This window comes from Xenorhabdus koppenhoeferi, from assembly GCF_900116635.1.
GTDB classification, from domain to species: domain Bacteria; phylum Pseudomonadota; class Gammaproteobacteria; order Enterobacterales; family Enterobacteriaceae; genus Xenorhabdus; species Xenorhabdus koppenhoeferi.
Map to the genome: position 1 here is coordinate 1 of NZ_FPBJ01000058.1, position 8391 is coordinate 8391.

Annotated in this window: 7 protein-coding genes and 1 pseudogene; 7 read left to right on the top strand and 1 reads right to left on the bottom strand. The window is 41.0% G+C overall.

Going from position 1 to position 8391, the window contains the following annotated elements; all coding sequences use genetic code 11:
• Positions 1-352: 352 nt before the first annotated feature.
• The 3 genes and pseudogenes from BM329_RS13570 to mprA all read left to right on the top strand — a co-directional run.
• A pseudogene (locus BM329_RS13570) lies at positions 353-793 on the top strand (AzlC family ABC transporter permease); the annotation flags it as partial.
• A gap of 95 nt (positions 794-888) precedes the next feature.
• Positions 889-1032 carry an AzlD domain-containing protein gene (locus BM329_RS13575; protein WP_245759094.1) on the top strand — a complete coding sequence of 48 codons (144 nt, stop codon included), beginning with the start codon at positions 889-891 and terminating at the stop codon, positions 1030-1032.
• A gap of 129 nt (positions 1033-1161) precedes the next feature.
• The gene (gene mprA, locus BM329_RS13580) at positions 1162-1677 is read left to right on the top strand and encodes a transcriptional repressor MprA (protein WP_092554209.1); all 516 of its coding nucleotides are present in this window, start codon (positions 1162-1164) and stop codon (positions 1675-1677) included.
• A gap of 240 nt (positions 1678-1917) precedes the next feature.
• Here the strand turns inward: mprA and BM329_RS13585 are convergent, their stop codons facing one another.
• A complete protein-coding gene (locus tag BM329_RS13585) occupies positions 1918-3009 on the bottom strand; it encodes a tRNA/rRNA methyltransferase (RefSeq protein ID WP_092554212.1) in 1092 nt (363 codons plus the stop codon).
• A 177-nt stretch (positions 3010-3186) separates the two neighbouring features.
• On the opposite strand from BM329_RS13585, the gene BM329_RS13590 reads away from it, so the two are divergent.
• The 4 genes from BM329_RS13590 to BM329_RS13605 all read left to right on the top strand — a co-directional run bounded on the left by BM329_RS13590 (position 3187) and on the right by BM329_RS13605 (position 8264).
• Positions 3187-3450, top strand: coding sequence for a hypothetical protein (locus BM329_RS13590; RefSeq protein ID WP_177216277.1), 264 nt, complete (start codon positions 3187-3189; stop codon positions 3448-3450).
• 142 nt (positions 3451-3592) lie between these two features.
• Positions 3593-6235: a bifunctional acetate--CoA ligase family protein/GNAT family N-acetyltransferase gene (locus BM329_RS13595; RefSeq protein WP_092554215.1), complete on the top strand. Its 2643-nt coding sequence runs from the start codon at positions 3593-3595 to the stop codon at positions 6233-6235.
• A gap of 202 nt (positions 6236-6437) precedes the next feature.
• Complete coding sequence (gene pssA, locus BM329_RS13600) at positions 6438-7796, top strand: CDP-diacylglycerol--serine O-phosphatidyltransferase (protein WP_092554218.1); 1359 nt, start codon at positions 6438-6440, stop codon at positions 7794-7796.
• 114 nt (positions 7797-7910) lie between these two features.
• Positions 7911-8264, top strand: coding sequence for a YfiM family lipoprotein (locus BM329_RS13605; protein ID WP_092554221.1), 354 nt, complete (start codon positions 7911-7913; stop codon positions 8262-8264).
• Positions 8265-8391: the final 127 nt, after the last annotated feature.

Consider the following 8391-nt stretch of genomic DNA (forward strand, 5'->3'; position numbering starts at 1 on the left):
TGCATGCTTGTCTTTGTATGCCAGTACTCTTCTTCGAAAATCTAGACTGTAACCCATCTCAATTCTACCTTGTCATTGGGATTTAGGTATTATGACATAGTATTATGATTCTGCTATAGTTATCTATGCTCCCGGGGATTTGCTCTCTTGCCGTCGCAATGCAACTTGAAATCCATTGGGTATATATAAAGATATTAATAAAATTTCATAACTTCCTGTCAAATCCCTTCACAATCCACTAAACCTGTTGTTCTAAATAATATTAATTAAATAATTTTGACATTTCATATTTTCACTTTCATCATATTTTGTTAAGGTTGTTTTACCTGTTAACAAAAAACCAAAATATCCTATGCAAACACCAGATAGATCAGTGCCCGATATACTCATATCTGATACATCAATACCTGAGTCCTCTCTACCATATAAGGCCTCTTCATTTAAAGAAGGTATTTTTGACAGTTTCCCTATCGCCATTGGCTATATTCCTATCTCTTTTGCATTTGGTCTCAGCACAGGCAAACTGGGCTTTACTCCCTTAGAAGCCAGATTTTTCTCATGCATTATTTATGCGGGAGCCAGCCAGTTTGTTATTACCGCCTTGCTTAGCGCAGGAATGTCATTGTGGGCTTCTGCCTTGACCGTGATGGCAATGGATATTCGCCATATCTTGTATGGCCCTGCGTTGCGTTATCGCATTAAGCAAACATTATCGGAAAAGAAAACCATGATTTGGGCTTTTGGCCTGACTGATGAGGGATTTGCCGCAGCGACGATGAAACTGATTAAAGACTAGCGCAGCTGGAGTGAAAAATGGGAGTCATACTCAACAGCATTGACATCGCATCAATTTGTTCATTACTCATCATTTTAAGCATTCCTGATGTAATGAAAGAGCACCATAAATTTTTCCCAACGCTAATCGGATGCTTGGCTATCTGTTTTTTCTTTTATAAAACCCGAAGCATCATCGTTTCCACACTATCTGGTGCTATTGTTTTTGGAATAATATTCAAGGTATTTATGAATTAGGTATCAATATCAAAAGAAATATGATGATAATAAATAACTACAATTGCTAAATTTAACTTTTAATATAGTATTTGTATGGTTTTTAACAGAAGTTACTTTACCGGTTGAAACTAATAAGGTATCTAAACAATGGAAAGTTCATTCACTCCCACAGAAGAGTTACTTAATTGCCGTGTAGCACAGCAAAAAAGTTTTCCCTATCAAGAGATATTGCTCACTCGCTTATCGATGCATGTCCAGAGTAAAATTCTGGAAAATCGCAATAACATGCTGAAATCGCAAGGAATCAATGAAACCTTGTTTATGGCTCTGATGATTCTGGATACCAAAGAAAGTCGTAGCATTCAGCCATCAGAACTTAGCGCTGCATTGGGTTCCTCCCGTACAAATGCAACTCGTATTGCTGATGAATTAGAAAAGCAGGGCTGGATAGAAAGAAAGGAGAGCCATAACGATCGCCGTTGTCTCCATCTTCATCTGACAGAAAAAGGTTCAAGTTTCTTGAACGGTTTGCTTCCGCCTCAACATGATTGCCTGATTAAACTTTGGTCTGCGCTTGATCAAGAGGAGAAAAAACAGTTAGAGAAATTGATGCGTAAGATATTGAATCGATTAGATAGCATTGGGGATTGTTTGAGTAAGTGATTCTCTCTGCCCCGAACAGTTTTGAATCAATGAAACACGCTATGGCAAGATGATCTAAAAAAAGATTTTCCGTTAGCCAATATCATCTGATAATTCATATGGCTAACTATTATCTTCAGATAATATTCAAATCCACATCGTTCGTTTTCCAGTAGTGTGACAACACACTACTGGAGACATTTTTGCCCCTTTTGAAATCCCGACTCTTTAGGGCAACTTGAGAACCATTAATTATATAAATTAAGCCTTATTCTGACGCCACCATTCTGCCAGCATAATACCTGTTGCAACAGAAACATTCAGACTTTCTACCCGACCGGTACCACCAATGGAAAGACGAATATCACCATCTTCCCAAGTACTGTCGCTTAATCCGTCACTTTCCTGCCCCAATACCAAGACCATTTTTTCTGGCAATGTAGCTTGTGCCAGTGTAGCACTACCCTTATGGCTAGATGTGGTCACAATGGAGTAACCTTCATTACGGAATTTATTCAGCGTATCCGTGAAACCATCAGCATCAATGCCTTTGATATGCTCTGCGCCCCCTTCAGCAGTACGAACCGCTGCACCAGATTCCAGCATTGCTGTATCCTGCAAAATTACACCCTGTACGCCAAAATGCGCACAACTACGCATAATTGCCCCAACATTATGTGGGTTGCCTACATTTTCCAATGCCAATACACAATCTTTTGCTGGAGCTTGCTGCAAATAGGTTTCTGCATCCAAGCCATTGCGTTTCTTGATCAAGAAGCATACGCCACCATGATGTTCTGTACCTGATGCCTTGGCTAGTTCTTCATCATCAACCACATGGTAAGCTTTACGATTTGTCGCCATCCATTTTAAAGCATTGCGAAAACGCGGGGTAACTGATTGAACAAACCAGGCCCGAACAATCGCATCAGGGCGGTTTTGGAACATAGCCAGACAAGCATTTTCCCCATAAATACGGGTTTCTTCCAAACGCTGGCGACGCAGTTGTTCAGGATCGATATAACTTTTACCGCTGATACCACCGTGATCTGGTTTAAGAGATTCTTCCTCAGGACGGGAGACTATTCTCCAGGGAGAACGATCACCTGAACGCGCCGGGCGATCACTATCACGACGACGGTCACCCTGATCACGCCCTTTACCAAATGGGTGCTTATCGTCTTTATGGCTGTCACTGTTTCTGCGGCGGTCGTTGTTTCTACCACGACCATTATTTCTATCACGGTCATTATTTCTATCACGGTCATTGTCTCTACGACTATCGTTGCTGTCCTCGTTGCGGACATACATCACTTTGACTTTACCGTTTTTACCACTATAGGAATCGTTCATTTATTTCTCCAACTGCGTTATGGCGCGAAGATTACCCGATGTTCGCGCCTGATGCTACCTCTGGCAACGACAATCAATTAAAATACCCGTTAATTTTTTGCTGACTTTATCCACGAACCTGTTTGAGTTCTTAAATGAGAAATAACAACGCGGTTTATCAGCTTCGCCAACGTCGCCTTGCCGGATAGTTACGCTACGCCTTCCCGCACGGTGTATCAGCAGCTTTCTGATAATCAGAAACCACCATTGTTTATTATATTGGATGGCATTCTTCTGTTATCTATTAATAATCTTGCCAAAATGGATTATTTACTGCGAGTGCCGTCAAGAAAAGAGCAACATTGTACTGCCGAAGTCGCGGCTGCCGCACTAGAATTGGCAGGAGATCTGGATGCATCACAATCACTGCTCAGCCAAATATCTGGCTGGAAAATCCAATAGTCCTGATTCTCCTGAGTAATCAATCGCAGCAACTCTTGACAATTTCCACTGAAGTGACTGATGGTGGCTAACATTATTCATAATAATTGTTTGATTAACGCGATTGTTTATTGATGTGATAACTGATAAGGAGCCTTTAGATATGAGCCAACGCGGACTTGAAGCGTTATTACACCCTAAATCTATCGCCGTTATTGGTGCTTCTGAAAAACCAGAAAAAGCCAGTTCGATGTTAATGCGAAATTTACTGATGGGCGGGTTTACAGGGCCTATTCTTCCTGTCACACCAAACAGACGTTCTGTTCTGGGTGTTCTGGCATATCCTTCCATCAATGGGTTACCATTAATTCCCGACCTCGCTGTCCTCTGCACTCATCACAGTCGCAATCTTTCTTTGCTGGGACAACTGGCTCAGCACGGATGTAAAACCGTTATTATTCTATCCTCACCACCATCACAATTTGATGAACTGCAACAGTACGGTCATAAACATCATATTCGCATTCTGGGACCTAATAGCCTTGGTATTCTGGCACCTTGGATAGGGTTGAATGCCAGTTTTTCCCCCATTCCTATCCTAAAGGGTAAACTGGCTTTTATTTCACAGTCAGCCGCAATATCAAACACAATTCTGGACTGGGCAAATCATCGCAATATTGGTTTTTCATATTTTATTGCTTTGGGGGATAGTGTTGATATTGATATTGATGATCTACTCGATTTTTTAGCAAGAGACAGTAAGACCAGTGCTATTTTGTTACATTTAGAACATATCAGCGATGCCCGACGTTTTCTCTCTGCTTCCCGAAGCGCCTCACGCAATAAGCCGATTCTGGTGGTGAAAAGTAGCCGTACCCGTAAAGCACAACAATTGCTTGGAGAACAACAGAATTTTGATTCTGCCTATGATGCTGCAATTCAACGAGCAGGACTACTGCGTGTACAAGATACGCATGAAATGTTTTCTGCCGTAGAAACATTAAGCTTTATGCGCCCTCTGCGGGGAGAGCGCTTGTTAATCGTCAGTAATGGCGCAGCACCTGCGGCAATGGCACTGGATGAGCTGCTCAGAAGAACTGGCAAGCTCGCTGTTCTGGAAGAGGAAACGACTAATAAACTGTCTGGTATACTCCCTGAAACACTTCTTCTACGTAATCCTTTAGATATCGGTGATGATTCTTCAACCGATCAATATATTGCAGCGCTCAATTTGCTGTTAGATAACCATGACTATGATGCATTACTGCTTATTCATTCTCCTTGCGCCATATCCCACAGCCAAACTACAGCAGTCCGGGTTATCCGGGCTATTAAGGAGCATCCTCGCGGAAAATGGATAACTATCTTTACTAATTGGTGTGGAGAATATTCTTCATTAGAGGCCAGACGTTTATTTAGTGAAGCCGGTATTCCGACATACCGCACGCCAGAAGGTGCAATTACCGCATTTATGCACATGGTAGAGTATCAGCGAAACCAAAAGCAACTCAAAGAAACACCCTCTCTGCCAATCGGCATGACTTCCAATGCTGCCCGTGCCCATGAATGTATTCAGCAATCTCTTGATCACGGAAATATCCAACTGGATACCCATGAAGTGCAACCGATACTCGAAGCCTACGGTTTAAATACCTTACCAACTTGGATTGCCCATACCAGTGATGATGCAGTCAATATTGCAGAAAAGATTGGCTATCCGGTGGCATTGAAACTTCGCTCTCCTGATATTCCACATAAATCCGAAGTTCAGGGCGTAATGCTTTATTTACGTAATGCCGATGAAGTCAAAACGGCAGCGCAAGCGATTATCGAACGCGTAAAACAAAATTTCCCGCAAGCCAAAATTCATGGCTTGCTCGTGCAGAGTATGGCTAACCGGGCAGGCGCACAAGAATTGAGGATTTCTATCGAGCAAGATGAAATATTTGGCCCTTTAATCATGCTCGGAGAAGGAGGAATCGATTGGACCCGTGAAACACAAACCGCTGTCGCTCTTCCTCCCCTCAATATGGCATTGGCCCGTTATCTCGTTATTCAGGCAATTAAAAGCGGCAAAATAAAATCCGGTGGTTCACTGTTACCATTGGATATCCCTGCACTCAGCCAGTTGTTGGTCAGAGTATCTAATCTCCTGATCGATTGCCCCCAGATTGTTCGCATGAATATTCATCCACTGCTTGCATCAGGTAATGAATTCACCTTACTGGATGTAGTTATGGAGTTAACACCAGTAATAGGAGACCCTCACGATCGGCTTGCTATTCGGCCTTATCCCAATGAACTGGAAGAAACTATCTATATAAAAGACGATCTTAAATGTCTTCTACGTCCGATTTTGCCGGAAGATGAGCCTTTGTTGAAATCATTCATCAGTCAGGTAACAAAAGAAGACCTTTATTACCGCTATTTCAGCGAAATTAGTGAGTTTACCCATGATGATCTTGCCAATATGACCCAAATTGATTACGACAGAGAAATGGCATTTGTTGCGATCCGTCATCCGACAACGACGCCCGAAATTATTGGCGTCGCCCGTGCTATGGCCGATCCGGATAATATCGAAGCAGAATTTGCGATATTAGTGCGATCAGATCTAAAGGGGATTACGTTAGGCTATCAGCTGATGACAAAGCTGATTCATTACACAAGAGAACATGGTATTAAAACACTAACGGCTATCACCATGCCGGAAAATCGTAATATGATCCAACTGGCAAAGAAACTCGGATTCACTGTTGATATTCAGTTAGAAGATGGCATCGTTAATTTAGTATTAAAGTTTTAGTATAAGGTATAAACATAATTTAGTACTGGAGATAACGAGAGATCCTATCTTCGTTATAGATCGCACAGACTTAAAGCAATCAGCACTGGAAAGTTAATTGATGCTCACAAGATGCCAAACTAATGGTATGATTCCGGATCATTTTGATTCATACACCTTATGATGGAACCTACTCCATCTGAACTAAGAGAAAAAACGCACTGTGATGTTGTCTAAATTTAAACAAGCAAAACACCAACAACACCTTGCACAACTGCCTAAACTCCCGCAGTCAGTTGCTGATATAGAGACACTTTATCAATCCAAAGTGTTCCTCAGCACCTTACTGGAACACATTGCAAACGCTCAAAAGCATATTTATATCGCGGCATTGTATTTAGAAAACGATGATGCCGGGCGAGATGTTCTGACTGCATTATATATCGCCAAGCAAAAACGTCCTGAATTAGATATCAAAATTTTAGTTGATTGGCATCGTGCTCAACGTGGTCGTATTGGTGTAAAAGCAGCGGCAACAAACGCAGACTGGTATTGCTCTATGGCGGAAAGCTACCCTGATGTTAAGATTCATATTTCGGGTGTTCCGGTAAACACACGTGAAGCATTGGGTATTTTACATTTAAAAGGCTTCATCTTTGATGATACGGTAATTTATAGCGGAGCCAGCATTAATGATGTCTATCTGCACCGCCATGAAAAATATCGTTATGACCGTTATCATTTGCTGCATAATGCAAAGCTTGCAGCTACCATGAAAAAATTTATAGATGAAAGTATTCTTACATCTGATGCTGTAAAAAATTTAGCAAGTCATAACCGTCCCCGTAATCTTGAAATTAAAAATTTAATCCGGCGATTTCGTGTTTCATTGCGCAATGCTGAATATCACTTTGAAAATCAAGCATCAAACGAAGAGTTAGCTGTTACTCCGCTAGTTGGATTAGGGAAGAAAAACCTGCTGAATAAAACAATCTGTCATTTGATGGCTTGTACTGAAAATAAGTTGGTTATTTGCACACCGTACTTCAACTTACCTGCTGTGTTAGCACGAGCGATATCACGCTTGCTTCGCCAAGGAAAACAAGTTGAGATCATCATTGGAGACAAAACAGCCAATGATTTTTATATTCCGCCGGAAGAACCATTTAGGATTATCGGGGCATTGCCTTATCTATATGAAATTAACCTGCGTCGTTTTATCAGTCGATTACAAAAATTTATCGATAGCCAGCAGCTAACCGTTAGGTTATGGAAAGATCAAGACAATTCTTACCACTTAAAAGGGATTTGGATTGATAATAAATGGCAATTGATCACCGGTAGTAATCTCAATCCTCGTGCATGGGGGTTGGATTTGGAAAATGCAATTCTTATTCACGATCCTCATCAAGAAATGCAACCCCAACGTTCTATGGAGTTAGAATGCATTCGTACGCATACGAAAATCATTAACAATTATCAGGAATTAGAAAATATCCAACTTTACCCTGTTAAAGTTCGAAAGCTGATACGCCGTTTGCGTCGTATTAGGGTTGATAGATTGATCAGCCGAATACTGTAAAATAAATAATTATCAAATTTTTGATCCTCTCTCGCAATTGCAGAGGGGATTTTTTGTATCTTATTTATCAAATGGATAAGATTTAACAAAATATAAATCATGGCATAAATTACAATGAAAAAAATCGTTATCACCCCATTCAATAATATATTAATAATATTCTCTCTTCTATTGAATACCTCTTGCTCTAATATTCGCCAAGCTAACGATAATTGGGTCGGTAAAGATAAAGCTCAACATTTCTTATTTTCTGCGGTTGTGGCCGCCGCTGGAAATGCTTATGGGGATCGTCAAAATTGGAAACATCGTGAAAGTGCACAATTTGGTGTATTTTTATCAATTGTACTTGGGGCAACCAAAGAATTTTATGATAGCCGTCCATCTGGGACTGGCTGGAGTTGGCATGATATTGCTTATGATATAGCAGGTGCTATAACTGGTTATAGTTTGTATCAGTCTATAAAATAAATTTATGCTCTATAATTTTCTATACTTCAAATGCAAAAAAGCCATCCGGTGAAGGATGGCTTCTCTGGCAAATAATTGTCTGGCAGTGCCCTACTCTCGCATGGGGAGACCCCACACTACCATCGGC